Below are 26,061 nucleotides of genomic sequence, written 5' to 3' on the forward strand. Positions count from 1 at the left end.
TGTTAAGTCGTAAAGTTATCAATCATTTACGACTTTTAACAACTCATAAGCTAAGTTTTCCATCTCCATATATAACCCATCAATATTGCTTAATAGGATAAGCACAAGGTTTTGCTCTATATCTCTCAAAATATAAGGAGAGTATCCAGATACAATGCCGCTATGTTTTACTATACTCCCATCAACAAACCAACCATATCCATACGAGTCATTGTAGGAAGTATACATTTTGTTTATCGTAGCTTGTTTAGCTAATTTTTCTGTATATAAAATTTGATCCCATTTATATAAATCTTCCATTGTTGAATACATCCCTCCATAGGAGTATGGAGGATCTAAGGTATACTTTATTTCCCGGTTTATTCGATCTGAAACATTTGGATAACCTAATGCTAAATTACTTGCAGGATCTCCTGTTCCTGTATTGAACATTTCAGCAGGTTCTAGAATATTCTTTTGTAAAAACTCATCGTATGTCAATCCTGAAACCTGCTTAATAATGTATTCTAATAGAAGATAGTTGGAGTTGCTGTAGCTAAATTTTTCTCCAGGATCAAATTCATGCACCAAACCTTCTTCTAAGGAATCTAATAATCCATTGGGATTATAAAAGTTAAGCTCTGGAATACCAGATGACATAGATAATAAGTGGTGAATGGTTATCTCTGCACCTTCAGCATAGTTTGGAAAATATTTTGAAATAGGGTCATGAAGATTTAATAAACCTCTTTCTTCTAATAATAGTATGGAAAATGCCGTGAATTGTTTTGTTAACGAAGCTAATCTGTATGTCGTTTGGGAAGTGTGCTCGGTTTCACTTTCATAGTTAGCAAAACCAAATCCATCTTCATAAAGAAGCTTATTATTCTGTGCTATAAAAACGTAACCAGAAAAGGAGTTTTCTTCTGCATAGCTGTTCATAAAAGTAGAGATGTCTGATGGGTATTTCATATTATTTTCCTCCATAGATTCGCTTTTTGAACATCCGATGGTAATTATGACAAATAAAAATAAATTTAAACATATGATAAAAATGAATCTAATCATTTATCTCGACTCCCTCCCTTTGTGTGAATCTCGACGATTAACCTCTTCCATATACAACTTCTAACAATATATTTTTAAGAGAATTATTAGTATTAAAAATTCTTTCATGATTCCCTAGTATAATAATCAAGACTCCTGTTTCGGGTTCATAATGGATTAAATTAGTGTATCCAAAAAATTGGCCTATATTTAAAGCTGCATTTTTTTCATTCAAAAATGTACCTAGACCATAATTAAAATCATTAACATTAAGTGCACTATCCTCTACGTTAGTATGTGTTGTAAACATTTTTTGAACTACTTCATTTGATAGAATTTCATTCGTGTTTATAGCTTTATACCACTTAGATAAATCATTTACTGTAGAGTATATACCTGCTGCTGCATCTACAACACCTGTATTATATAAATCCATTTTATCTGCATATCCTTCACCTATCATGGAATAACCAATTGCTTTATCGTATTCATCAATCCAGTTATTTCCTAAACCTGAATTTGTCATCTCAAGCGGATTAAATATATTTTCTTGAATATACTCATGATATGACATGCCTGTAACTTGCTCAATAATCCGTCCTAATATAATGTAATTTGAAATGCTGTACTCAAATTCCTTTCCAGGTATAAAATTTAATTCCTCATCTTCAAAAATACCCATAATGACATCCAAATCTTTTCCTTCATCAGTCGTTGTGTACACCCATTCTGGTATTTGGCTAAAATAAGGCTCTTCCACATAATTCACAATTCCTGATGACATCGACAATAAATGTTGAATCGTAATATCTTCCCAATGGGTTTGTTCAGGGAAAAACTCTGTAATTGGGTCATCAATATAGAGATAACCTTCATCCTCTAACATTAAAATCGCCGCAGCTGTAAACTCTGTTGTACTGGTGACGATTGGAAATTTTGTATCGATAGTATTCTCTATTTGCTCTTCATAATCTGCAAATCCAACTCCTTTAGAGAAAATATCCAACTCACCTACACCAACATAAACTACTCCTGAGAAATAGAATTGTTCTGTAAATCCATTGACTGCTTTTTCTATTTGTGTTGCAAGCTCTTCCTTATTATTGATTGCAAGTGGTTTGAACTCGATTTCATTTTCATCTTTCTGTGTTTGATCTGGAACATCACTGTAATCTGTGGTAGATACTGAACATCCACTCACAACAAGAAGAAAACAAATAAATATAAGAACATAACTTTTTTTCATTATCATTATCCTTTCAACATATAATAGTTAGATTCATTTTTAACAATATTAGTATGAGTACTTGTAAAATCATCAATGAGTAATATAGAAAAAAATAGTTTTTTTAGCATAAATACGTTCCCTTCCCTCTTAAAATTAATAGGACTATTAATTGATTTCTAAACCCATAGCACTAACATCTACTTGATGAATATTTTCTCCATCTGAATAAAAGAAATATTTTTGATCTGGTGAAACATAAGGACTATATCTAGTTCCAAAGGAACCCCGTAGAGGTTCACCAGGCAGAAGTACCCCTTCTGACCAACTACCGTCTACATTGTAACTAATATAAAAAGCAGCATCCCTTCTAAAGATAAGATAACTTTCATCTGGTGCTATAAATGGAGATTCTTCTACTGAAGTTGTATTAATTTCTTCACCTAATCGTTCAGGTTCTGTGTATTTACCATCTACAAATTTAGAAACATAAATGTCAAAACCTCTAATTGATCCATTACGGTTTGTTTGAAAATATAGATTCCCTTTTTTTGAAACAGAGGGTAATAATTCGTTTCTAGGAGAGTTTACAATGTCTAAAAGTGTTGGCTTATCCCACTCACCATCTTTATTTTCTGATACCCAAAGATCAGTAGCTCCCATTCCTTCTCCTTCGGATACAAAGAAAAACTTATTACCATCAGGAGAGATGAATGGTTCAAAAACTCGATTTAAATTAAAATTGTCAGGGGAAGGGAAGGTAAATAATACAGGTTCTGTCCATTTGTCATCTATATATTCTGATTCATAAAGTGTATCAAATGAAACTCCACCTCTTTGTATGTACATCTTTTTTCCATCAGGTGTAAATGTAAAAGCCCATTCAGGTTCATCTTCAGTTGAAATCACTCCTTCTCCAAAAGTTATTGGAGTTGTTATTGGTTCTTCAGAGTCATAAGGGAGTATTGAACTGCCTTGGTTTGAACACGAGGTTAATAGAATGAATAGAATTAAATAAACCGGCATAAGTTTTTTCATGATAAATAGCTCAAATCCTCTTTTAGTTTAATTTTTATGACAATAGAGTTATTATTAATAAATCCCTAAACCAATTCCACTAACATCTACTTGTTTTATATCTCCATCCGCATAAAAGAAGTATTTTTGATCTGGTGAAACGTAAGGGCTAAATCTTGTTCCCCATCTATCACCAAGAGGTTCTTCTGTTAATAATTCTGCTTCTGTCCATTCATAAATAATTGATCTCCTCATTAAATTTATGATCCAGAACATTTTTACTATTAATACGATTACATAAAGAAACAGATTAGTAGTAAACGGTTTTTGTTATTTATTATTTAGACCAATAACACTAACATCCACTTGATGTATGTCTCCATCCGCATAAAAGAAATATTTCTGATCAGGTGAAACATAGGGGCTATACCTAGACCCAAACAAACCATTTAGAGGTTCACCAGTTAATAGTTCTGCTTCAGACCATTTCCCCTCCGTATTGTAGCTTATATAGAAAGCCCCATCCCTGCTAAATATAAGATAACTTTCATCTGGTGTGATAAATGGGGATTGTTCTACTCCTGACGTATTAATCTCCTCTCCAAGTTGAACAGGTTGTGTATACTCACCATCAATAAATTTAGAAACAAAAAGGTCATAACTTCCACTAGTTCCTTGACGGTTGGATTGAAAATAAAGATTTCCATTATTTGAAACAGAAGGAAAGTATTCATTTCTTGGAGAGTTTAAAATTTCTAAAATAGTTGGTTCTCCCCATGTGCCATCTATGTTTTCTGATACCCAAAGATCTGTGCCCTCCATTCCATCTCCTTCGGATACAAAGAAAAATTTGCTTCCGTCTGGTGAGATGAAAGGTTCAACTAATCTAATAAAATGGATATTTTCTTGGGTTGGAAAAGTAAATAAAACAGGTTCAGTCCATTTTCCATCTACATATTCAGATTTATAAAGTGTTGCAAGTCCAGCTGTTCCTCTCTGAATGTATATTTTTGATCCATCAGGTGTAAAAGTAAAAGCCCATTCTGTATCATCCGTTGATATTACTCCTTCTTCAAAAGTAATGGGAGTTGTAATTGGTTCGTCGGAGAAATAAGGGAGTTTTATACTGGTTTGTTTTGAACAAGATGTTAATAGAATACTACATATGATTAAGATAATTACTAAATTAAATCTCAAAATATATTTCCTCCTTATATAGTAATGAGAACCTATATATTTGAATCTAAAATAATGTACTCACCTGTTTCTTCAATAATTTTTATAAAACCAGTTTGCTCTCCTAACTTAATAATCATATTTAACATTTCTTTTGACACATACTCATTTATAATTTCTGAATAAGTGACTTTGAAGTGATTTAATATATTTGGCTTTTCAAAAGGTAAAGAATCTAAATAACTTTTCTGCAAATTTGAAAAAGACAACTCAATGTTCTGTTGAATGTTGTTATATTTCAAGTTTACTATGAGATCATCATTAGAGTTGAAAGCTGCAAATCCGTCTTCATCAACATATCCTTTGTGTTTATCCTCAACTTTGTATTTAACAAGCTGTCTAGCAGAGAACAAAATTCCATTATCCAATGTTACAACTGGATTGATTTCTAGAGAAGTATCCTTACTATGGTAAGGGTGAAGGTTCAGGATTTCATTTGTATTTACATCCATATTTATTGCCTTGGTTGCAGGATCTCCATTAAATAAAATCAAAGCATTTTTTATTCGATCTCCCCAAGCTTCTGAATTATGCTCAGCCCCTTCATCAAATAAATAAAATAAATCCTCTCCATACACAAAACCTTTGTCAACTAAATGATCTATCATTTGAGCTTCATAACTTCCTTCGGCAGTTCCATAATCAAACCATATTTTAATATCTGGTTTATTTAAATGATCAACCTCTTCATATATCCGATATTGATAATTACCAACCCAAAATGAGGGAGAGAAAGCACCAACCGTGGAAAAGACATCCGGGTAATGATATCCTAACCAAAAAGCATGGATTCCTCCCCACGATGCACCCATTATTGCTCTGTTTTGTGAATTGGGGATCGTTCGGTATTGTTCATCAACATGAGGAATAATTTTATTTATCAACAATTCAGAAAATTCCTTAGAAGAAGAGCCGTCAGTGTACCATCCCATAAATTCAATACTTTGTTCATATGGAACATAATCCATTAAACGTCCTTTATCGTCTCCTGCATGATGTATAGCTATGACTATTAATTCATCGATTAAACCATCGTTTGTTAATTCCTCTACAATTCTATCTACATTCCACTTGCCGCTGCTAACGATTGGATCAGAAAATATTTCTTGTCCATCGTGCATATATACCACTGGATATCTTTTGTTTGAAGAATTGTAGGATTCGGGCAGTAAAACTTCAATCGTTCTTCCTTCAACTTCATCTATAATAATTTTGTCAAGTTGATCAGAATCTGCGAAAATAATATTTTGAGTGTTTTGAAAGAAAGTAGTTAATACAAAAGAGATTAATAAAAGTGAAATTAAACCTATCTTTTTCATAATCACACCGTCCTTTAATGTAAATGGATTATTAATTAATTTCTAAACCAATCACACTAATGTCCACCTGTTTTATATCTCCATCCACATAAAAGAAGTATTTCTGATCTGGTGAAACATATGGGCTGTATCTTGATCCAAAAGAACCATTTAAAGGTTCACCCTGAAGCACTTCAGCTTCTGACCATTCCCCATTGGAATTGTAGCTAATATAGAAAGCGCCATCCCTGCTAAATATAAGAAAACTTTCATCTGGTGATATAAATGGGTTGGCTTCACGACGCCCAGAGGTATTTATTTCTTCATTTAAACGTTCGGGGACCGTGTATCTATCGTCAAAAAATTTAGAAATGTAAATATCAGATCCACCGTCTCGGTCAGATGTAAAATAAAGATTTCCGTTTTTTGCAATAGACGGTGTAGTTTCGCTAAAGGAAGAGTTCACGATTTCTAAGAGAAAAGGTTCATCCCATTCACCATCAATGTTCTCAGATACCCAAATATCAAATGCCTCCATACCATCCCCTTCAGATACAAGAAAAAATTTGTTTCCGTCAGGTGAGATGGTTGATTGAATAAATCTTATGAAATTCACATTTTTAGGAACAGGTATAGTAAAAAGTTCAGGTTCTGTCCATTCGCCATCCAAATAACTTGATTCATATATTGTGTCTAAACTCATTGGTCCTCTTAACATATAGATTTTCTTCCCATCAGGTGTGAATGTAAAACCCCATACAGGTTCATCCTCTGTAGAGAGTATTCCTTCCCCAAAAGAGACGGGAGTAGTAATAGGTTGATTAGAATGGTAAGGGGGTTGTGTACTAGCTTGATTTGTATAAGAGATTGCTAACAAAATAAATAAGAAGAATAATGTAGAGATAATAAATCTAAATTTAATTGTATAAATCAATATAAAACCTCCTTTTTTAGAGAATAGATCCCCAACTATAACGACCTACCGTTTGGTAGTGTGTTAGAAAAATAAACCATTCAATTCATCATCTAAACTAGAATTCATCAAATAGAAAGTCCATGTATGATGAAATATGTTAAATTTCATTTAGAGTTAAGTTCATTATACAAACATCTTAATCATAAAGGTGGTTTTTAGTAAAAACAGTGAATAAATAACAAAAAATATGAGAAATTTACAAAGCTGTTTACCTTAACATTAGAAATGAGAACATTGGCTTTATTGAATTTAATGGCCGATGTTCTCATTTTTCTTTATATTTTTCTTTATATTAATTTAATGCATACAACTTCCCATCATAACTCGTTACGTATACAACGCCATCCCATATTACAGGTGAAGATTCAATATTAGCCTCTGCATCAAATCTCCATAATTCCTGTTGGCTTTCTATATCCATAGCGATAAGGTCACCGGTCGCAGTACCAAAGTACAAAATACCATCTACATAGGAAGGAGAAGAGAATACTCTTCCTGCTGTTTTTTGATGCCACTTTTCTTCCCCTGAGATTGCATCAATTGCGAATAGCTTCTTTCCATCAGAAGTCCCAACATATACTGTATCTTCTGCTATAACAGGTGAGGAATTAAACCAAGAATTTTCAGCCAAGAATTTCCAAATTTCTTCACCGGACTCTGCATTGATAGCATACAAATGGAAATCGTTACTCCCAACATACAATACCCCATCGTGTATGGTTGGTGATGACTGAATAAAGCCTTCTGTTTTAAAAATCCATTTCCTTTCTGCGGTTAAGTAATCAACTGCATAAATGTATCCATTTGTATCTCCAAAATAAATCGTATTATCTTTTACAATGGGTGAAGAGCGAACGATTCCGTTATTGTTTTCTGTTTTCATCTTCCATACAATGTCTCCAGTTTTCATATCCATAGCGTAAAAGCTGAAGTCTCCAGCACCTAAAAATAACAATCCCTCAAATAACAACGGTGATGATCCGATAAAATCCCAACTGTTTATATCTGGTAGTTTTTCGTTTGTTTCTGTTTTCCATATTTGCTCTCCAGTTTGGGTGTCCAGCGCATATATAAATCCTAAGTCATCTGAAAAAAATACTTGATTTCCACTAATTGCCGGAGAGGATTTCACTTTGCCATCTGTAACAACCTCCCAAACTAGCTCACCATTCTCAATATTTACTGCATAAAATTTTTTGTCGCTCCCCCCGAAATAAGCCTTTCCATTATATATTGCCGGAGAAGATACTATTGTTCCATCAGTTTCAAAAGCCCATTTTACACCGTTAAGATTTTGAAGTGCTGTAGTCTCATAAACCCCTCTACTAGTAATACCTCCTCTAAAAATACCTGTCTGTTCTACAGGTGTAGATTCTGTTTCAAAATCTGAAATAAGTAATGTGATGTTTTCGTTTTCGCTTTTCTGCTCTTCAAGTGTTGTAGATTGTTCATTATTATCTTCTTGACTATCAGTTGGAGTAGTTTCTTCTTGAATTGAATCGGATTTTGAATTCGTGGTTTCTGATTGTGTACAAGCAGCAGTGAATAAAATAAATAGAACACATATGAACAAAATAATGAGGTTATTCATCTTTTTCATGTTTAAGCTCTCCCCTTTTTAATTAAATTGATAACCGTTGATACTTATATTGTTACTGGGAATATTACATTTCACAAGTATTTACTTTTGTGTATAATAGTTACCAACAGGAAAGTTTTGTGAAGAATAGCGTCATTTACGGAAGGAGAATTTTTAATGTCAACAAAAAGGAAAGTATATTATTGTCCTGTTGAATTCACTTTAGATCAGATTGCAGGAAAGTGGAAAATATTAATTGTTCTTCAATTGAGGTTCGGAGCTAAACGATATACGGAGTTAATAAAAAAAGTTCGTGGAATCACCCCTAAGATGTTGTCACAACACTTAAAGGATTTAGAACAGCAAGGAATTATTCATAGGCAAATTTTTGCTGAGATACCACCAAAGGTTGAATACTCTCTTACAAAAGAAGGAGAAAAATTATTCCCAATCATTGATTCTTTGGCGCAATGGGGATCTGTAAATATGGAAAAAGAGAAGGGTTCAGAAATTGTTTGATAATATAGTGTAAGGGGGAAGTTTCATGGAAATGAATCAATTGAATTCCAGTTACATTGGTGCAGAATATACAATGAGTATTATTTCAGGGAAATGGAAACCTTTAATTATATATCATTTAAGACAAGGTACAAAAAGATACGGACAAATTAAAAGGCTTGTCCCCGATGCCTCACCTAAAGTCTTGATTCAACAGTTAAAAGAATTAGAGCATGATGGAATTATCAATCGGAAGTCATACCCTGAAGTCCCACCAAAGGTGGAATATTCCGTTACAGCTAAAGGAAGATCATTATATCCTGTACTAGATCTGTTATGGTTTTGGTCCCACCAAAAATTATAATCATAATAAAGAGTACCCTCTTTAAATAAAGAAGATACTCTTTTTTTTACTCTGGAACTATTTTTTCAAAAAGCTGTTGCAGTTTTTTAGTCACTGTCCCTGGTAAACCATTTGCTATGTTATGATGATCTATGTTGATGATTGGTGTAATTTCAACCGTTGTTCCAGTAATAAATACTTCATCCGCGTTCTTTAATGTTTCTTTATCAAAAGCTTTTTCCCTAATGGTGAATCCCTCTTCAGCAGCAATTTTAAGGACAACGGACCTCGTTACTCCTTCTAAAATAAGATGATTTGCTGGGTGTGTTAGTATTTCTCCATCTTGAACTATCATAATATTGGAAGAGCTGCACTCTGTAATGATACCATTTCGATGGAAGATCGTTTCATCTGCGTTTTGTTCTACCGCATTTTGTTTAGCAAGAGTATTTGGAAGTAAATTTAAAGATTTTATGTCACATCTTAACCAGCGAATATCTTCCTGTGTAATAGCCTTTATACCTGATTTCATTTTATCTAAAGGCCGTTTTACTTCATTACAATAAGCCAATAAAGTTGGGATTGGATTTTTAGGAAATAAATGAGATCGCTGTGCAACTCCTCTCGTGATTTGCAAATAAAGAGTACCTTCCTGCACAAAGGATTTTTGGATCAACTGTGAAAGCTTTAGATCTATATCTTGAACAGAGGATGGAAGTTTAAGTTTGATTTGCTCACAGCTTCTTTGTAATCGTTGAAAATGTTTTTCTTTTTCAAAAAGTTGTCCATTATAAATACGAAAGACCTCATAAACACCGTCTCCAAAATAATATCCTCTATCTTCGTGTGAAATATGTACTTCTTCTTTTTTTAAAAATAAATCGTTATATAAAATCATTTACTCACCTCTTCACTATTTACGAACAAATGTTTGTTTCTTGGTTTTTATATGTTAAAATACAAGTATATATTTGCAACTTGATGATCTCATTTTAAGGGTATCAAACAGGATAAGTTATTGTCAAAAACAGATGAAAAAAATTTAATTAGCTATAAAGAAAATGTCGAAAAATAATTATATTAATATTTAAAAAAGATAGATAGGATGAGAAAATAGAAGAAAATAGGACAAAACCTCATTGTAATTATCCGATTTGGATGATCACAAAGTAGTAACACAACATATAGTGTTGTATAATGATATTCGCACACAATATGTAGTGCTTTTTTAAGGAATGCAAGTGTAAAATTTGGAAGCTTGCACTCATAAAAAAGATACATATTTCATTATATTTACTATCAAACAAGTAAAAAAATACATTTTATACATTCATGATATTTCTGATACTTATAGACTTTTTTCGATGCAAATTTTGTATTTTTTACAGACATAAATGACTGGAATTAGATTTATATTTTTAAAATTATATTGGTTATTATTTTGGGGAGGTTGTTTTTTTGGAAACAATACAGGTCAAACGTTTAGAAGGTTTAAGTGAAAAGATATTTTTGGATCGTTATGCGATGAAGGATGCTGACACCAATCATACAAAAGTTGGAGATACTGTATTAACGCTTGTAAAAGATGATCCTAAATTTCCTACGAAGGAAGTAGGAGAAGTGATCAGTCGAGATGGTGAAAATGTCCAAGTTAAACTCCGCAGTGGTGAAGTTATTGATTCAACCATTCATAAATTAACACTTACAGTAGAGAAAACACCTGATGAGATGTGGGGACGATTAGCTAAAGCTATGGCTTCTGTAGAAGCTACTCCAGAAAAGCAACAGGAATGGACTGAAAAGTTTAAATATATATTAAATGATTGGAAACTTGTTCCAGGTGGACGTATAGCTGCAGGTGCTGGCGCAAGTGATGAGCTGACTTTGTTTAACTGTTATGTAATCCCATCTCCGCATGATAGCCGTGGTGGAATTATGGAGACATTAACCGAAATGACAGAAATTATGTCTCGTGGTGGGGGTGTAGGTATTAATTTATCTTCATTACGTCCGCGTCGTGCGATCGTAAAAGGGGTAAATGGATCATCCAGCGGAGCGGTTTCTTGGGGCGGTTTATTTAGTTATACAACAGGTTTAATCGAGCAAGGTGGAAGTCGTCGAGGAGCATTAATGTTGATGATTAACGATTGGCATCCTGATTTGATGGATTTTATAACTGTTAAACAAAAAATGGGTGAAATTACAAACGCAAATTTATCTGTTTGTTTAAGCAACGGTTTTATGAAAGCTGTAAAAGAAGATTTAGAATGGGATTTAGTGTTCCCTGATACGGATGATCCTGAGTATGACGAGTTATGGAATGGTGATTTATCCGAATGGAAAAAATTAGGAAAGAATGTCATTCATCATAAAACAGTCAAAGCACGTGAAGTGTGGCATACGATTATAGAGTCTGCTTGGAAATCAGCAGAACCAGGCGTTGTGTTTATGGAACATTATAATGATATGTCAAATAGCTGGTACTTTAACCAAATTATTTGTACTAATCCTTGTGGTGAGCAGGGATTACCAGCATGGGGTGTTTGTAACTTATCAGCAGTAAACTTATCTAGGTTTTATGATGAAGAAAATGATGATGTTGATTGGGATGAGCTTGGAAAAGTTGTTCGTTATTCCACTCGTTTCCTAGATAATGTAATTGATACAACTCCATATCATTTTGAAGAAAATGAACAGAACCAAAAAGGGGAGCGTCGTGTCGGATTAGGTACGATGGGACTAGCCGAATTAATGATTAAATTGAAAATTCGTTATGGAAGCCCAGAATCGTTAGAGTTTTTAGATAAATTGTATGGGTTTATGGCGAAGGAAGCTTATCTTGCATCCTCTGAAATCGCTGGTGAAAAAGGTTCATTTACGCATTATATTGAGGATAAGTTTTTACAAAGTGGATTTATGAAAAATATGGTGGAGTTCTTCCCTGAAGTGCGAGAATCCATTAAAGAAAATGGAATGCGCAACGTAACGGTCATTACACAGGCTCCAACTGGAAGTACAGGTACAATGGTTGGGACTTCTACAGGTATCGAACCTTATTTTGCCTTTGAATATTATCGCCAAAGTCGTTTAGGTTATGACAAACAACTTGTACCTATCGCTCAGGAATATCAAGATCAAAATCCAGGTCAACCTTTGCCAGATTATTATATTACATCTATGCAAATGTCAGCCGATGATCATATCCGTGTACAAGCGGCGATTCAAAAATGGGTAGACAGCTCCATTTCTAAAACAGCAAATTGTTCAGCAGACTTTACTGTTGAAGAAACGAAAAAGTTATATGAATATGCATTTGATTTGGGTTGTAAAGGGGTTACGATTTATAGAGACGGAAGCCGTGACGTTCAAGTTCTTTCAACTTCGGATAAAGATGAGAAAGAAGAAAAGAACGAGGAAGTGGCTGCATCAGAAGAAACAGTAGAGAAAATCGAAGCAAAGTCTTCAGAAGATCTAACTCAAATAAATGAATCATTAAAAGTGAATATCGATGCAAAAACAGAAAAAATATTTGATAAGCAATATATTAAACGTCCGCAGGTATTAAAAGGTTCTACTTATAAATTCAATACACCATTTGGAATGGCTTATATTACGATTAATGACATCAATGGTGTAGCAGGTGAAATCTTCATGAACGTTGGAAAAGCGGGTTCTGATGTATTTGCGATGTCAGAAGCATTGGGAAGAGTATGTTCCTTATTCCTTCGTTACGGAGATCACGGAAATAAAGAACAATTATTGATCAAACATTTAAAAGGAATCGGTGGCTCAGGTGCGATTGGCTTTGGTGCTAATCGAGTAGAATCTATTGCAGATGCTGTTGCAAAAGCATTGGAAATTCACATTGAAGAAGCAAAAGAGGCTGCACCTGTGATAGAAAATAATGAGAATGCAGCAACGGTTGAAGTGGAAGAAGTGGTAGAAACAGTTTCTCAATCCATTGATTCTATAGAAGATGACGTACATGTTGTAGAGTCCAAAGACCTTTGTCCTTCCTGTGGATCAGCAAGTTTAGTGAATTCAGAAGGATGTAAGAATTGTACTAGCTGCGGGTATAGTCGTTGTAACTAAGGATTAATGCAAAATTAAATATATAAATTTAAAAGAACCAAGAATTTTTAAAGATCATTCTTGGTTCTTTTTGTGATCATATTATTAAATATCTGATAAATCCCCTTCCGGGTTGGGTTGAAGCCATTGGGCATCATATTGAAAAATTAAAATAGGATTAGGAGCATCTACTATGGTGATTCCGATCCTTTTTTTGTAATTAAGAGGGAATCATGTAAACATCAAAATCTGATATAATAAGAATAATTTTAAAAGTTAATATTTATTGTAAACGTCGCATTATTCTAAAACGATAATTTTTAGCCTTGAACTCATCAAAGCAACTAAACATTGTAACGATTACGTTATTTTACATGAACTAATACACTTTAAATACAACAATCATAGTGAGAAATTTTATAATATGCTCTACTCCTTTATTCCAGATTGGGGAAAAATGAAAGTTGTTCTAGATGAAGAAATTGTAAGAGACATATAATTTTTCGAACCAAATATTTGTAAAAGAACAAAAATGAAAAAGGCAAGAGGCATTCAACTTCGTGGAGATAGCCTCTTTTTGTCATATTTAATATAACTTTTGTTTATTAATTAAATGGGAAAACAATTCCCGATGTAAATTATCATAAATCCACTCAAAAGGAGAAATCTTATGTTATCACCTGCTTTTTTACTCATCATTGTTATTGCAATTATCCCCATCATCTTATTTTTTTTCTTTTTTATATACGATAAAAATCAAAGGCAGCACTCCATTTTAAGAAACTATCCGATCTTAGGTAGAGTTAGATATTTATTAGAACATACTGGACCGGAGTTCAGACAATATTTATTTGATGGAGATACACAAGGTAAGCCATTTTCTCGAAATGATTTTTTAAGTATTATTTTTCCTTCTAAATATCTTGAAACCATTATATCCTTTGGTTCTAAAAAGGATTTTGAACAAAAAGGATACTTTCTAAAGAACGCTTTGTTTCCAAAGTTAATGAAAGAAATAAAAGTAAACAATCAACATGAAATAGAATCAAAATATTATAAAACGAAAGAGGAAACACTTTTTAAACGAAAAGAAACCTTTAACAATAAAAAAGTAAAACCTTGGTTGTTGCATGACGACAATATTGTCATAATCGGAGGAAAAACATGTGAGTATCCTTTTCATGTCAAAGGATTAGTTGGTATGTCAGGTATGAGTTATGGATCTCTAGGTGAGCATAGTATTGAAACTTTATCAAAAGGTTTAGGTATGTCGGGTGGAACATGGATGAATACAGGCGAAGGTGGTGTTTCAGATTATCATTTAACTGGAGATGTGGATATCATCATGCAGATTGGACCTGCAAAATTTGGTGTGCGAACTGATCAAGGTAAGTTGGACTGGGAAGAATTAAAGCTAAAAGGATCGATACAACAAATAAAAGCATTTGAGTTGAAACTAGGACAAGGAGCGAAGATTCGAGGCGGTCATTTACCTGCTGAAAAAAATACTCCAACGATAGCAAAAGCACGAAAGATTAAACCCTACGTTACTGTTGAAAGCCCAAACTCTTTTGAAGAATTTAGAGATTTGCCAAGCTTATTTGATTTTGTAGATAAAATTAGAGAGACAACGGGAAAACCAGTGGGGATTAAAATGGTGGTTGGTGATGATACGGAGCTGCACACATTTGCTAAATATATGAAGGGAACAGGGAGAGGACCGGATTTTATTACAGTAGATGGTGGTGAAGGTGGGAGTGGAGCTACTTATCAAGAAATGGCTGACTCTATGGGTCTGCCTATTAAATCTAGTTTGATGATTACACACTCTGTACTAAAACATTATGGTGTTAGAGATCGGGTTAAAATTATTGCCTCTGGTAAATTGTTCACCGCAGATAAGATTGCAATCGCACTGTCCATGGGGGCTGACTTAATTAGTATGGCACGTGCCTATATGATCGTCATTGGATGTATTGGTGCTCAACATTGTCATAAAAATACTTGTCCTGTAGGTGTTGCAACCACAAATCCAAAACTGCAAAAAGCGCTTGTTATTGAGGACAAAAAATATCGTGTAGCTAACTTTACGATTACTTTACGACAAGGATTATATACTTTAGCAGCAGCGGCTGGGCTTGATTGTCCTACCAAATTTAACAGCAATCATGTCGTGTATAAAGATGACCTAGGAAGAGTGACTCGATTAAAGGATATTGAAAAAGAGATTAATCATAAAGTTTCTTCATTCCATCATGATGAGGCTGCATATGAAAATGATAAAAAAATAAGTGGATAGATGTTAAATAAAAATAACACACAAATGAGTTGATTTGACATTTGAAATAATACCTTTTATAATTTCACTGAACGTACGGTTAATGAAAATCAGAAAGTAGCTGATGGAATGACGAAGAAACCAACAAATAGAGACCTACAGGCAGAAGAGCGTCGTAAACAACTTCTTCAAGCATCTAAAGAGTTGTTTGCAAAACAAGGATTTCATGCAACTCCGATTCGAAGCATCAACCGCAGTATTGGAATGGCAGATGGGCTAATCTATCATTATTTTCCAAAGGGGAAACAACAAATTTTGGAGACCATTGTGGAAGACTCTTTTACAAGTCGTTCTGAGATTCTTGCGCAGCAGCTTTCTGGTTTAATTACGAAAGAAGTTCCACTAAAGCAAGCTTTAATCATTTTTATAGAGCGTATGAATGAAATGGTTTTGTCTGATCAACTGTCAGCGCTTATCATGTTTAGAGAAAGGGCTTATTTAAGTGATGATTTTGTAGAAAAATTAGGTGTTATGATTATAAATCGATTAGACTGGTTGGCAAATTTTCTAAATGAGCGTCATGAAGCTGGTGAGATAGAACAATTGGACTTTCAAATTGCAGCAAAACAAATTACATCTATAAATTTTATTCTTATTGTTAAAGAAATGTTAGGACTTAATGTTATTCTAGAATCCAAACAGGAATTTATTGAGAAATCTGTGGATCAACTAGTGAAGTTCTGGGAGAAAAAATAGGATGAATATATAGCCTATTTTTTATTATTTTTCACCGAATGCTCAATGAAATGCATTTTGTTTTCTAATTTTTCACCAATATTTTTCTGTTTAATTATTCACCGAATGTTCAATCAAAAAAAGAATCAATACATCTAGAGTGAGGTGACAGAATGAGTGGCGTAAGGCTTGCTTATAAAGATTTAAAACATATGTGGTCAACCAAGATTTTAAGGACATCCTTAATTGTGGCTATGTTATTGCCCCTTTTATATAATTTTGTATATTTGTGGGCTTACTGGGACCCAGAAGACAACATAGATGAATTACCTTTAGCAGTTATAAATAAAGATATAGGAACAGTAAATGAGGGGGAAAATGTTAATTTAGGAGAAGATCTTGTAGAACAGTTACTTGATGACGACCAGACAAACTGGACTCTGCTCCCAGAAGATCAAACAGAGAAAAGCATTCTTTCAGAAGGATATGTTTTAATTTTAAACATTCCAAGTGATTTTTCAGAAAAAGCGTTGAGTGTTGGCAGTGATCACCCCCAAAGTGCCACCCTTACCTATATTTTCAGTGAAGGTTCTAATGCTATATCTGCTAAAATCTCAAATGCCATAATAGATCAGGTAGAAACAAAGTTAGATCAGGAATTATCTACTCGTTATTTAGAGATTATTTATGAGAATGTATTGAATGGGGGGGAGGGATTACAGGAAGCGGCAGATGGAGCACAATTATTAGCAGAGGCTGTGGATAAAGCACATAGTGGTTCGAATGAATTATCTGATGGCTTAGTGTTAAGCAGTAGTGGAATGGAGGAGCTATCAGATGGACTTACACAATTGTTAAATGGGGCTAATCAACTTGAAAATGGAATTATCCAGTTAAATACATCTGTTAATCTAGCTTCTGATGGAGCGAATGAAATATCAGACGAATTAGAAGCTGCACACGTAGATCTTAGCAATTTATCGAATTCATTAGAAACATTTAATTCAAATCTCAATCATTCGATTGAAGGAATACAAGATTCAATTCGTGGCGTGAATGAGACAATCACTGTCATCCAAAATTTAAAAGAGGATGTACAGAAATTACAAGAAGATCTAACAGAGCCTTTTGAAGATCCAATAGAAAATCAAAGAAAGCGAATAGATGAGGCCATTATATTAGTTGAAAATATAATAGAGGATAACCCTGAATGGAAAGAAAATGAACAGCTTGGCTCAGTTGTGGAATCTCTAGAGAAAGCTATTGATTATCAAGAGCAAATCAAACAAGATCGAGATGAAGTAAGTAGAAGTTACAACCGTTTAATAAAACAGTTATCTCTAGTTGAGGAAGAATTAAAGGAAACAAACGAAGAATTAATCCTTGAATTAGAAACAATACAGGAAGATTTGTTGAGTTTACAAATAGATATTGAGAATACAGAGAATAATTTGAACGAGCGAATAGACAAAATTGCAGCAATTCCAAATCAATTACAAACAGTAGCCGAAGGAACAAATCAACTTCAGGAGGGCAGTACACTTTTAGTAGAAGGTTTAAATGAATTCTCAAATGGTTTTTCTAAGTTGCAGGCAGGAAACGATCAGTTGCTGCTGGGATCAAATGCTTTAAAAGATGGCTTAGATGAAATTAAAAAAGGTCAATATGAATTAGCGGATGGTTTGAATGAAGCTGCACAATTAGCTGCAAAGGACGGAAAATCAGATCAGCGAATTGACGTTATTGTAGATCCTTTGTTAGTTGAAGAGAAAAATTTACATCCGGTCCTTAATAATGGAACAGGATTTGCACCCTATTTTATTGCCTTATCATTATGGGTAGGATCGTTAGTATTATTTCTTGCGATCGATATAAAAACAGTGTCTGCTATGCCTAAACGTCCGTCATCTTATATTGTGAATAAATATCTCAAGCTTACATCAGTCAGTTTAGTTCAGGCAGTCATTTCTGTATTTATTTTGCTGACAGGATTACAATTAGATCTTTCCATGACACCTATTCATCTGTATGGCTTTGTTATTTTGATGGGATTTGTATATACAGCTATATTGTTTATGATCACATATATACTTGGGAATGATGCAGGCAGAGTTGTTGCTATTCTTTTATTGATGGCGCAGCTAACATCCAGTTCAGGTTCATATCCAGTAGTTTTGCAACCAGGTCTATTCGAGTTCATTGCTCCCTATTTACCTATGACTTATGCAGTTGAAGGATTAAGAAATATTATTTCTATCGGAGATATGAATAGTCTAATGACAGAAAGTTTGATTCTCTGTGGTTTTGGAGTAGGTGCGCTGCTGTTGTTATATGTCATTAAAAGAAAATCATTTCTTCATGAGATTGAAGAGAGAGAGTTATCCTAAGTATCCTTTATATTGAAGTTCAGAAGTAAATTTCACAAGTTAAGGAAATGGATCATGTCGATATTTTAGTACCGTCAGGAAAAGATGCTACTAATCATCTTTCAGATGTAACAAATATAAAGAAGGATGTGTGGTCGAGAGTCATGAACTATTCAATGACTCTCGATTTTTTTTGATTTTTCTCTTTGACATCAAAAAGAAACTAGATTATGGATAAAAAAATAGGTTGGGGAATAAGTTGAAAAGTAAGTAAATTTATTCTATGAAAGGGGATATATTTACCTTGAAAAAAGTTTCTTTGTTGTTATGTTTGAGTTTTATTTTAGTAAGTACTTACATTTTAAAAGAAAACACAGTTCATGCTATTGAACAGTGGGAAAAAAGAACGGAGTTATCACATGCAAGAGGCGAGTTGGGCGTGGCAGAGATTGATGATTTGATTTATGTTGTAGGAGGAGATACAGATCAAACAATTGATGTATACAACCCAACTACCGATTCATGGAATTATAACCTTACTACGCTTCCTAATGGGAGAGAGAGAACAGATTTTGGGGTAGCTGCGATAGGAACAAAGATTTATGTTGTAGGAGGAGATAATGGTACTGACACTAATATGGTTGATATTTTTGATACTACAACACAATTATGGATTACTGGTGCAGATATGCCGACAGCTAGATCAGGTTTATCACTAACAGCAGTAGGAAATAAGATATATGCCATGGGCGGTTGGCAGCAATTAAATACGGTAGAAGTTTATGATGTTGTAAATGATTCTTGGGAAGATGTCTCAGATGGTATTTCTCAGATGCCTACGGGTAGATCTTACTTAAGTTTAGTCACAGTAGAAAAGATGATTTATGCCATTGGAGGTTATATTTCTGGTGATGGTGATAAGCAAACTGTTGAAGTATACAATACTGATAATAATACATGGGCAGCTGCTTCTGATGGTATCGATCAATTAGACATGGGTAGATCAGGAATAGGCACAGTATTATTAGATGGGAAAATATATGCTATTGGTGGTGAGAGTGCCGATGGTTTATTTAATACAGTTGAAGTATACGATATTTCAACAAATACTTGGAGTTATATTTCACCTATGAACAATGGCAGGATTGGTTTAAGTTCAACGGTTGTAAATGGAGAGATTTTTGCTATTGGGGGATATAACGATCAAGAGCATGTATTGGATGTAGAGGTATATGCCCCTACAATTAGTGTAGATAATACAGCGCCTACTATAACATTAACAACGGATGGAAATGTGGATTGGTCACAATCTGCATCAACAACAGCCATTATAACGGATGATGATAGTGGTATAGCGGAAGATACATTAGAATTTTCTTGGTCAAAATCAAACACAAACGCATCAGGGTGGTCAATTTTTACTAGTGGAGATTTGTTAGCACTGGATAGTGTCACTGGCACCTATTATTTGCATATTCGAGCTGAGGATAAAGCAGGGAATAAAGCAACGTTTGTTTCCAATCTTTTTTTAATAGATAATAAAGCACCGATTATCCAATATGGAACAGATGGAAGTGCAACATGGTCTCAAATGGTATCAACAACAGTTACAGTAAAAGATGATGAAAGTAATATTGATTCAGGAACACTAGAATATGCCTGGTCAGATTCAATTAGTGAACCAGTTAACGGATGGTCAGGTTTCACTTCCGGAGAAGAATTAACATTGGAAAATGTCACAGGCACCTATTATTTGCATGTAAGAGCAGAAGATAACGTAGGTAACCATAAAACAGAGGTGTCTGGCCAGTTTTTATTAGATAACACAGAACCAGTGATCTCAATTACACCAAATGGCAACGATGCATGGTCTCAAACCCAGGCAACGACTGTCACAGTAACGGATGATCATAGCGGAGTGGATACTTCTACACTAGAATACGTATGGTCTGATTCATCTAGTCCACCAGTAGACGGATGGTCAGTTTTCAATAGTGGGGATGAATTAACATTACAAAGTGAAACAGGAGTTTATTATCTGCATGTTCGTGCGGAGGATGAAGCAGGTAACCAAAAAACACAAGTTTCAAGCCATTTTTTAGTAGATAATGTAGAATTAGTCATTACTTATGATCCGGTAGATAATGGTACATGGTCGCAATCTCAATCCACTCATGTAACCGTCACAGATGATCACAGTGGTGCAGCTGCTGACAGCTTAGAATATGTATGGTCCGATTCTGTAAATCTACCAGTAGATGGATGGTCAACCTTCAATAACGGAGATAAGTTAACTTTAGAGCATTCTACAGGTACTTATTATCTTCATGTAAGAGCAGAAGATAATGCAGGAAATCAGAAAACAGGAGTATCAGGTCAGTTTTTATTAGATAACACAGAACCGGTGATCTCAATTACCCCAAATGAAAATAGTACATGGTCTCAATCACAATCAACGATCGTCACTGTAACAGATAATAACAGCGGGATAGTAAACGATACCCTAGAGTATGTTTGGTCAGACTCACTGAATGCACCAGTAGATGGATGGTTAGGTTTCAATAGTGGAGATAAAATAAAATTAGAAAATGAAACGGGTAATTACTATCTATATGTTCGAGTTGAAGATGAGGTAGGAAATCAGAACACTGAAGTGTCCGAACAGTTTTTAATAGACAATACAGAACCTACAATATCTTTTGCACCAAATGGTAACAATGCATGGTCCCAAACCCAAACAACCACCGTCACAGTAACGGATGATCACAGTGGAGTGGATGAAAACAACTTAGAATATGTATGGTCAGACTCTACAGATATACCTGCAAATGGCTGGTCAAGTTTCAGCAATGGTGAAGAATTAACATTAGAAAGTGAAACAGGTGCTTACTATCTACATGTTCGAGCAGAGGATGCAGAGGGAAATCAGAGCTTAGGTAGATCTGAAGCTTTTGTAATAGACAATATTTTACCTAGTCTTGAAGTGAGTATGATAAAAGAAGACAATTCAACCTATGACAATGATACATGGACAAATCAGAGTGTAACAGTGAGTTTAACGGCAGATGATGAAAGCAGTTCAACTAGTATACAGTGGTCGGAGGATAATGGTCAAAATTGGATTGATTACATTCAACCATTGGAGTTAGTAGAAGAAAAAGAGTATGTATTACAATTTAGAGCATTAGACGAATCAGGAAATGAAAGTCATGAGTCGAGAATGGTTAAAGTGGATAAAACTGCACCAATCATCAAAGGCGTGTCCAATGGAGTAACTTATACCAAAACGGTAACACCATATACTGAAGAGACTAATATCAAAGACGTCACTTTATTAAAAAATAATAAACAAGTGGATGGTTATCAATTAGGAGATACAATTAGCAAGAACAGTACTTATACGTTAATTGTTGAGGATTATGCGGGGAATATCACTGAAATCACATTTAGAAAGAAGCAAAGTGGTTCTAATCCGGGAAATTCGAATGATAATAAAAACGATGATGCTAATGAATACGAAGAAGAAGATGAATCTATAACGTCAGAAGAAAAATTTGAAGAGTTAAAAAAAGCTGGAATATTTAGTGGATATGAAGATGGTTTACCCCATTTAGAAGATATTTCAACAAGAGAACAAGTAGTTAAAGTGATCGTCCTATTATTTGGGGTGGATTATCAAAACTCGGATCTAATACCATTTTATAATGATGTGGATAACGATCGTTGGTCGTATAACCATATTCAAGCAGCAACAATAGAAGGGATTGTAGAAGGAATTGGAAAAGAATTATTCGATCCTTTGAATGAAGTTACAATTGAGCAGTACATTAAAATGCTTGTTGAAGGATATGCGCTGAGAAATGGATTAGAAATTGATGAGGATGCTACTGTAGAAAATGGGAAGGTAAGTCAATGGGCGCAAAAATATGTTGCAGCTGCACTTGATTGGGGGATATTCGAGGAGCAAGAGGATTATACTTTGGATGCACCACGTTATTTATTGGTAGATGGAGCTTATATCATACATCAAAAGTTGCAAGAGTAGAAGGAAAGGTTAGAGCAGACCTTAAACAAGGCAAAAATACCCTCTGAAAACAAGATTATCTTAATTTTATGGTAAACAAAAAGAATCCACTTTGAAAAAAGATTGATCAAAGTGGATTCTAAATTTGAGGTAGACTATTTATTTTCTATAAAAGAGACTGATCATTTTATAGTCTTTCTTCTTATACAATCGCGCCATTTTGTTGAAGATATCGAACTGTGTTGGTCTGTTGAAACAGCTCATATTTAGCAAATGCATACTGATAATATATTTATTATAAAAAAACTGATTACTCTATTAATATTAGGTTTTCTTCAGTTTCTGAATATATATGTAATATTTCAGCATCTGAAAAAAGTTCATCATGTCTATATGTAATCGTGTAAAATTGACTTTCTTCTAATAAATACCAAGAGGTTTCATTATTAAGTTCAAATATAAACGGGTTTTTAAGATCATACAAAAATTTTGCTTTAACCTGAAATTTATTATCTATTATATCTTTCTCTAATACCAATATAGATGAAATTGAGGGTTTATTACGATCTTCAACATATGAAAGAACTCCAAAATATAAGACAGTTAATATTAATGCAATAGTGGTTATTATATGCATTTTTCTTATCATATGATCACCCCTTTAATGGAGATATTATACAATAATTTATAAATCTATACTACATTAAGAAAATTAATGAACTAAAACCACTATACTAAAGGAAATGGGATAGAACTTTTTAACGATAAACAAAGCCTAATTTCTCACTTATAATACCGAAAAAATAGGCTTTAGTTACTTCCATAAAAGCGCCCTTTGGAATAACAAATGTGTGTTTAAGTTATGTATTGGAAAGATTCTCGATCGCTTGAACAGCTAGCTCTAATGCTTTAATCCTTCTTTCTAATAGTGTCCTTTGAGGACTACCTACCTTTGACCTAGCATAACTGTTCTCAATTGATGGGAATAAACCTTCAAGAACATCGCGAGCTTTCACTATATCAATTTGGGTATAATGATGAGGTTTTTTATCCCAAACGTTTTCTAGTATAGCTAATCCGATGCGAACAGCTCTAAGCCGTTTCTTTACTAGAGTAGTATTTGCGCCTTTCTGAATCATTTGTGACAAGGCATTTTCTAGTTTGCTGATTGTCGATTGTAATGATTTTATTGATTCTAATTTATCTATATTTGATACTTTCTCCATGTTAATACTATCCTTTCATCTTGGGGTAGCGTCAGGAAAATGCGGAATTACAACGTTAAACAAATTATAGAACAAAAAAATCGGTTCCCTACAGCTTTTTGAACCGATTATTTACTTAACTTCTTATGCAAGGCCCACGTTAGTTGAACATATAAGAGGGCTGACCTTGTTATAAGGAATGCCCTCTTACATAATATTAATCGTTAAGTTTTTATTTTTCCGGATTGGAGATAGCCTTTTCAGCGGCACGACTTACTTCTTCCCAAGCTCGCCAAGTACTAATTTTGCTTTTCTCATGTTCGATAGCTGCATCAAAAACTTGACTCCCTAATATTAATCTTAAAGGCGGGTTCTTTTCATTAGTCAGTTTAATTAATGCCTTCGCTGCTTCCTTAGGGTGACTGTCTTTACTTTCATATTCTTGGCCTGCTAAATATTCTCTAACAGGATTATATTCTTCATTAACAGTAGTGAACTGCATATTTGTATATAAATTTGTCCAATAACCACCCGGCTCGACAATTGTAACATTAATTCCAAAATGTGAAGATTCTTGTGCTAAGGCTTCACTAAATCCTTCTAATGCGAATTTACTTGCACTATAAATACCAGTCATAGGACCAGCTAGTATTCCACCTATATTGGAAATTTGTATAATATGACCAGACTTTTGTTTTCTTAGATAAGGCAACACAGCTTGACTGACCCAAACGGCACCATAGAAATTAGTTTCTATTTGTTGTCTTATTTCATCCTCAGTGAACTCTTCAATCATCCCCATTATCATGTTGCCTGCATTGTTTACAACAATATCAATTTTACCAAAATAATTAACTGCTTTTTCAATAACTTCAAAAACAGAATTATGTTTCGTTATGTCAAGTGTAATTGGTTTAAAGGTATTACTGTAACTTTTTTTAAGTTCAATTAATTCATCTGTATTTCGAGCAACTCCAACCACTTTATCACCTAATTGTAGGGCTGTTTTTGTGAATTCCAATCCTAGTCCACTAATTGCACCAGTGATAAACCAAACTTTAGATGTATTATGCGTCATTTCACAATCACTCCTCTTATTTTCTTTTCTTCTAATTAAAAGAAATAGAACAGTGTCTCTAAGAAGTTAATATTAGAGGTGACGAAATCCATCGCATATATAAAAAGAGTATGGAAGTTAAACCACCATACCCTTCAATAACCGATTAAGAGATATATAAATGGACATACTTTTTCCGCTTAACTCTGAAATAACCAGAGCCACTGAACTATTAATTTATCTGTTCAATCTGCGGAAATTAACTAACATTTATAAATCCCTCCTTAATTTGATAAAAAAATTATAACTAATGAAACTTTATAAGTCAAATATTGAATTATTGCGGGTGGTGTCAAGTTCGCTGTCATTACCCCTATAAACTTAATAAGTATTATTTCAAATCTTCAGATTTTAAACAATGTATTCTTACACAATATGGCCCTAAAATCTAAAAGGTGCCCTTCTTTAAGATTGGCGCCAATAGCTTAACAAGGATTACTTGGCAATTTTTTTAAATACGGTTCTATATAATTGCGGTTTACTTCATTTAAACCTTCAGGCAATTCATTAATATTAAAATACTGCAAATCAATAGACTCGGTATAATCAATTTCAATGTTACCTTTAGTTTCATAAGTTAAATAAACAGCAGTTACTGAATATAATTCATCTCCATTAGGCAACTTTAAAAAATATTCAGGTCCAGAGAAAACATCTAGCAACTCCAATTCTCCAATTTCAAGGCCAGTTTCTTCTTTAACTTCTCTCTTTGCAGTATCTTCTAAACTTTCACCAACTTCCATTAGACCGCCAGGCAATCCCCAACCTCCATCATTTCTATGCTGTAATAACAATTCGTTTTCTTCATTTATAATTATGACAACTGAACCTGGTAGTAATAATGGTCTAGGACCCACTAATTTTCTTAATTCCATAACGTAACTCATTTAAATTCCCCCTATGTATATTTTAAAAAGTCTAATGTTAAACATTATTATAAAAATTGCTTTTTCAACTATCTGCCCTTTATGACATACAATTTCAAGATGAACTATCTAATTTCCTTTCTTATTCAACAATATGGCCCTAAAATCAAAAAGGCACCCATCTTAAAGATTGGCGACATA

The 26,061-nt window shown here is 33.8% G+C and carries 21 protein-coding genes; 8 read left to right on the plus strand and 13 right to left on the minus strand.

The window, feature by feature from the left end; translation table 11 throughout:
* Positions 1-18: 18 nt before the first annotated feature.
* The 8 genes from Q5Y73_RS10850 to Q5Y73_RS10885 all read right to left on the minus strand — a co-directional run bounded on the left by Q5Y73_RS10850 (position 19) and on the right by Q5Y73_RS10885 (position 8,378).
* On the minus strand, positions 19-951 hold the full coding sequence (locus Q5Y73_RS10850; protein ID WP_305991912.1) for a serine hydrolase domain-containing protein: 933 nt from the start codon (positions 949-951) through the stop codon (positions 19-21).
* A gap of 133 nt (positions 952-1,084) precedes the next feature.
* Positions 1,085-2,272 carry a serine hydrolase domain-containing protein gene (locus Q5Y73_RS10855; RefSeq protein ID WP_305991913.1) on the minus strand — a complete coding sequence of 396 codons (1,188 nt, stop codon included), beginning with the start codon at positions 2,270-2,272 and terminating at the stop codon, positions 1,085-1,087.
* Between the two features lie 147 nt (positions 2,273-2,419).
* Complete coding sequence (locus Q5Y73_RS10860) at positions 2,420-3,289, minus strand: TolB family protein (protein ID WP_305991914.1); 870 nt, start codon at positions 3,287-3,289, stop codon at positions 2,420-2,422.
* A gap of 54 nt (positions 3,290-3,343) precedes the next feature.
* Positions 3,344-3,523 carry a hypothetical protein gene (locus Q5Y73_RS10865; protein ID WP_305991915.1) on the minus strand — a complete coding sequence of 60 codons (180 nt, stop codon included), beginning with the start codon at positions 3,521-3,523 and terminating at the stop codon, positions 3,344-3,346.
* 75 nt (positions 3,524-3,598) lie between these two features.
* The gene (locus Q5Y73_RS10870; protein ID WP_305991916.1) at positions 3,599-4,465 is read right to left on the minus strand and encodes a TolB family protein; all 867 of its coding nucleotides are present in this window, start codon (positions 4,463-4,465) and stop codon (positions 3,599-3,601) included.
* 32 nt (positions 4,466-4,497) lie between these two features.
* Positions 4,498-5,823 (minus strand): alpha/beta hydrolase, encoded by a 1,326-nt coding sequence (locus Q5Y73_RS10875; RefSeq protein WP_305991917.1) that lies wholly within the window; start codon positions 5,821-5,823, stop codon positions 4,498-4,500.
* 31 nt (positions 5,824-5,854) lie between these two features.
* Positions 5,855-6,736, minus strand: a complete 882-nt coding sequence (locus Q5Y73_RS10880) for a TolB family protein (protein ID WP_305991918.1) — start codon at positions 6,734-6,736, stop codon at positions 5,855-5,857.
* 334 nt (positions 6,737-7,070) lie between these two features.
* The gene (locus Q5Y73_RS10885; protein ID WP_305991919.1) at positions 7,071-8,378 is read right to left on the minus strand and encodes a beta-alanine-activating enzyme beta-propeller domain-containing protein; all 1,308 of its coding nucleotides are present in this window, start codon (positions 8,376-8,378) and stop codon (positions 7,071-7,073) included.
* Between the two features lie 156 nt (positions 8,379-8,534).
* On the opposite strand from Q5Y73_RS10885, the gene Q5Y73_RS10890 reads away from it, so the two are divergent.
* Positions 8,535-8,876, plus strand: coding sequence for a winged helix-turn-helix transcriptional regulator (locus Q5Y73_RS10890; RefSeq protein WP_305991920.1), 342 nt, complete (start codon positions 8,535-8,537; stop codon positions 8,874-8,876).
* Positions 8,877-8,901: 25 nt separating this feature from the next.
* The gene (locus tag Q5Y73_RS10895) at positions 8,902-9,219 is read left to right on the plus strand and encodes a winged helix-turn-helix transcriptional regulator (RefSeq protein WP_305991921.1); all 318 of its coding nucleotides are present in this window, start codon (positions 8,902-8,904) and stop codon (positions 9,217-9,219) included.
* 46 nt (positions 9,220-9,265) lie between these two features.
* Here Q5Y73_RS10895 and dat read toward each other — a convergent pair whose 3' ends face one another.
* Positions 9,266-10,096 (minus strand): D-amino-acid transaminase, encoded by an 831-nt coding sequence (dat, locus tag Q5Y73_RS10900; protein ID WP_305991922.1) that lies wholly within the window; start codon positions 10,094-10,096, stop codon positions 9,266-9,268.
* Between the two features lie 560 nt (positions 10,097-10,656).
* Between dat and Q5Y73_RS10905 the strand changes: the two genes are divergently transcribed.
* The 6 genes from Q5Y73_RS10905 (at position 10,657) to Q5Y73_RS10930 (ending at position 22,693) form a co-directional block, all read left to right on the plus strand.
* On the plus strand, positions 10,657-13,290 hold the full coding sequence (locus Q5Y73_RS10905; RefSeq protein ID WP_305991923.1) for an adenosylcobalamin-dependent ribonucleoside-diphosphate reductase: 2,634 nt from the start codon (positions 10,657-10,659) through the stop codon (positions 13,288-13,290).
* A 292-nt stretch (positions 13,291-13,582) separates the two neighbouring features.
* Positions 13,583-13,768, plus strand: coding sequence for a M48 metallopeptidase family protein (locus Q5Y73_RS10910; RefSeq protein ID WP_305991942.1), 186 nt, complete (start codon positions 13,583-13,585; stop codon positions 13,766-13,768).
* A gap of 171 nt (positions 13,769-13,939) precedes the next feature.
* Positions 13,940-15,568 (plus strand): FMN-binding glutamate synthase family protein, encoded by a 1,629-nt coding sequence (locus Q5Y73_RS10915; RefSeq protein WP_305991924.1) that lies wholly within the window; start codon positions 13,940-13,942, stop codon positions 15,566-15,568.
* A gap of 108 nt (positions 15,569-15,676) precedes the next feature.
* Positions 15,677-16,303 carry a TetR/AcrR family transcriptional regulator gene (locus Q5Y73_RS10920; protein ID WP_305991925.1) on the plus strand — a complete coding sequence of 209 codons (627 nt, stop codon included), beginning with the start codon at positions 15,677-15,679 and terminating at the stop codon, positions 16,301-16,303.
* Positions 16,304-16,455: 152 nt separating this feature from the next.
* On the plus strand, positions 16,456-18,669 hold the full coding sequence (locus tag Q5Y73_RS10925; protein WP_305991926.1) for a YhgE/Pip domain-containing protein: 2,214 nt from the start codon (positions 16,456-16,458) through the stop codon (positions 18,667-18,669).
* A gap of 283 nt (positions 18,670-18,952) precedes the next feature.
* The gene (locus Q5Y73_RS10930; protein WP_305991927.1) at positions 18,953-22,693 is read left to right on the plus strand and encodes a Kelch repeat-containing protein; all 3,741 of its coding nucleotides are present in this window, start codon (positions 18,953-18,955) and stop codon (positions 22,691-22,693) included.
* A gap of 289 nt (positions 22,694-22,982) precedes the next feature.
* Here the strand turns inward: Q5Y73_RS10930 and Q5Y73_RS10935 are convergent, their stop codons facing one another.
* The 4 genes from Q5Y73_RS10935 to Q5Y73_RS10950 form a co-directional block, all read right to left on the minus strand.
* A complete protein-coding gene (locus Q5Y73_RS10935) occupies positions 22,983-23,321 on the minus strand; it encodes a hypothetical protein (RefSeq protein ID WP_305991928.1) in 339 nt (112 codons plus the stop codon).
* Between the two features lie 211 nt (positions 23,322-23,532).
* Positions 23,533-23,898, minus strand: coding sequence for a hypothetical protein (locus Q5Y73_RS10940; protein WP_305991929.1), 366 nt, complete (start codon positions 23,896-23,898; stop codon positions 23,533-23,535).
* Positions 23,899-24,109: 211 nt separating this feature from the next.
* A complete protein-coding gene (locus Q5Y73_RS10945) occupies positions 24,110-24,955 on the minus strand; it encodes an SDR family NAD(P)-dependent oxidoreductase (RefSeq protein ID WP_305991930.1) in 846 nt (281 codons plus the stop codon).
* Between the two features lie 464 nt (positions 24,956-25,419).
* Positions 25,420-25,881, minus strand: a complete 462-nt coding sequence (locus tag Q5Y73_RS10950; RefSeq protein ID WP_305991931.1) for an NUDIX hydrolase — start codon at positions 25,879-25,881, stop codon at positions 25,420-25,422.
* Positions 25,882-26,061 lie beyond the last annotated feature (180 nt).

The organism is Chengkuizengella axinellae, assembly GCF_030730905.1.
Lineage (GTDB): Bacteria > Bacillota > Bacilli > Paenibacillales > KCTC-33759 > Chengkuizengella > Chengkuizengella axinellae.